At 40.7% G+C, this 2858-nt stretch carries 3 protein-coding genes; 1 reads left to right on the top strand and 2 read right to left on the bottom strand.

The window, feature by feature from the left end; all coding sequences use genetic code 11:
* Positions 1-117 (top strand): transposase (locus tag AC13CC_RS00145; RefSeq protein ID WP_482875575.1); only part of this gene is annotated, 117 nt, incomplete at its 5' end.
* A gap of 598 nt (positions 118-715) precedes the next feature.
* On the opposite strand, the gene AC13CC_RS00140 is transcribed toward AC13CC_RS00145, so the two are convergent.
* On the bottom strand, positions 716-2263 hold the full coding sequence (locus AC13CC_RS00140; protein WP_482875574.1) for a Fic family protein: 1548 nt from the start codon (positions 2261-2263) through the stop codon (positions 716-718).
* Between the two features lie 486 nt (positions 2264-2749).
* A partial coding sequence (locus AC13CC_RS00135) for an ATP-binding protein (protein ID WP_482878226.1) occupies positions 2750-2858 on the bottom strand: 109 nt, incomplete at its 5' end.

Here is a 2858-nt window from a genome sequence, read left to right as displayed (position 1 = left end):
AGTACAAATGCTTCAGCAGAGTCCTTCAATGCAAAAATAAAAGCCTTTAGGGCTCAGTTTAGAGGTGTCAAAAATGTAGAGTTCTTCCTATTTAGATTAACAACAATTTTTGCATAAACACAACAATTGGTCTTGATCCACGCTTTATATGATTTTAGATGGTTTTAATTGATTTTAGATGATATGCCTAAAAACACAAAACACTGAAAATCATAAGATTAACAGTGTTTTGATTTTATTTAAATAAGTTAAGTCGGGGTGGCAGAGCCTGAACCCATGACCTTAACCCCATGTAAACCAGATGTTTATGTCTTGTTTTCCAAAATAGGACATCCTATAGGACATCTTCGTGTGAGAGTTGAGTCTTTCACGGATATAAATATACCAAATGGTTTTAATTCAATACAAACAAAAACAAATAATTTCAAATTTAAATACCCTGCATATTCTCAAAAACAAATAAAATACAGATTATGTGTAAACTTGGATTATAGCATTTGGGAACCTTCTATATAAAAAACTCAAAAGTTTAGGGAATTATATTGCAGTGATTTTATACAAGCTTTCCAATTCGATTTTGGTGGTCTGTACCAACGGATGTAACGGTCTTGCCAATAGAATCAAGTGATAAAATAGGAGTTATTAAAGGGTCTGTTTTTGCATTTCAGCAAAAAAATTAAATCAATTAAGAATTATGTACACTTGGTCACAACCATCAGACTTTTGCTACAGGTGCACCTTTCATACCTTCTTCAACCAACCAACCCATAAACTTAGCAAAGGGTTCAATATCTTCGTTCACGCTGGCCGATTCCAAGGCCCTCATATATGTTTCACGTTCTTCCACCGGTATTACGGTCCAAGGGTAGCCGCCTGAGGCCAACATTACATTCATCAGAAATCGCCCCATTCGTCCATTGCCGTCCATATATGGGTGAATGAACACAAATATAAAGTGCCCCAATACGGCCCTTACCGCTGCATTTTCTTCTTTCTGCAACAGTTCGAACAATTCGGGCATGGCATCCCGTATTGCATCCTTGTTCAAAGGAACGTGCATCGACCCTCCTATATATACCTGGTCATTTCGATAACCTGCCAGATCGGAGGCTTTTAGGATACCCAAGGTCACGCTGGGCGTAAAAAGTTCCCGGTACCAATCCCCATGGTCATTGTCCACCACTTTTCCTGAATTCTCCCCTTGTAGAATATTTTTGATGCTTTCGCGCACGCGCTGGGATGCCAACCAATATCCACGGGCCGCCATGGCATCACGTTGCCTTCTGTCCGCCTCATTGTCTTTGGGGTCCCATTCGCCGCTCCTTACCCTTTCAATCAGTTCCACGGTAACCCTATAGCGTTCTATGGATAAGGAATGATATGCATCGGTAACGTACATATCCTCAACTTCCTTCATATATTTATCATGATCCTGTGGAATGCCCGGGGCTTCCGGAAAATGTGAGATTACCCCATTGCGCATTTTATGCCACAGCAAGCGAACCCTGTTCAAATAGGGAGATTTATCCCTTATGGAGAGGGCAACCGGAGGGTTATCCTCAAATGGATCGTTTTCTCGAACATCGTAACCGGCCTTGTGCATTGTCTTGACGATTTCATCCGCCAGTGCATCACGCCCAATATTTCTAAAAGCCCCTGCCAATCTCCCGGCAATGGTGGAATGTCCCCCGTCCAACAATAAACCAAGTATTTCCGATACATCTGGCACCATGGCCAATATGGTGCGCACATCCGTGGTTTTTCCTTTGAACATCCCCGGTGAACAATTTACCAGGGCCGAAGCCAAAGTCAACATTCTGATACCTTCCCATACCATAATCTCCGCTTTTGCGGGCAATGTGGATTTCATGGTGAACATAGAGGTGCCATGCAGCAGTTCCGTGTTTGAATTCGTGCCATTGATCGCACGGATGATCAATTGTTTGGGAACAGTTTGGTTGCCGGCATGAAGCAAAAGGGATTGTTCCGCTGAAATACAATAGGAATCCCCATATCGTTCGGCCAGGTACCGGGCACAGAATCTCCAATAATTGGCATACCATGAGGTACTGTCCCCCTGTTGTTCATCGGGAGGTACGATAATGTACCAACCTTGTATGATCTGTCGGATAAAGCCATTCACGCTCAACCGTTCCCGATGGACACGACTGAGTTCAGAAGTTTTGATTGCGGTGATACCTTGATCTTGCAATGTTTTTAAAACTTCAAGGGCATGGACCAATTTTTCTTGAGGTGTTGCCATTTTTCTGTACCAATCTTATTGGGCAAACATTATATTTCTATGCTGTTATGTTATTATATATTTCTGCCGTGCTAAAATTATATATTTATGACGTATAAATATTATGTTTTTATGTTAAAAATACAGAGGGAGCCAATTAAAACAGAAATCCATATCCAATATGCTTGATTTAAGGTGCAAAAAAAGGCGTTATCTATGATCTTCGACATAAAAAATGAGCATAGTAAAGAACACGCATAAGACACTGACCACGGTCCACCACAGTAAAATAATTGGATTGGTCTTATTTTACCGTTTTTAGTGGTTCCCATTATCCCAAGGTTTAGTTCATGGTTTTGTGAATTGTTTATTTCAACTGAAAAGTATACCACTATTTCATTTCAAAAGTATACCATTTTAAATTAATTAACAATGGTATCCCTGTTCCCTGGGGTACCCCAGGGAACAGGGATACTGGCGGCGCCCTGATACCATTTTTTCGATTTTTCATTTGTTCATCATTTGTTTGGTTTCTTTTAAGCGGTAAGATTCTCCGTTCATATTTATAAGGTAGGCTTTATGGGTGAGCCGGTCTACTAATGCTGCTGTTAATACG

It is taken from the genome of Flagellimonas sp. L-11 (assembly GCF_056857735.1).
This window is presented reverse-complemented; position numbering and strand designations above follow the sequence as displayed.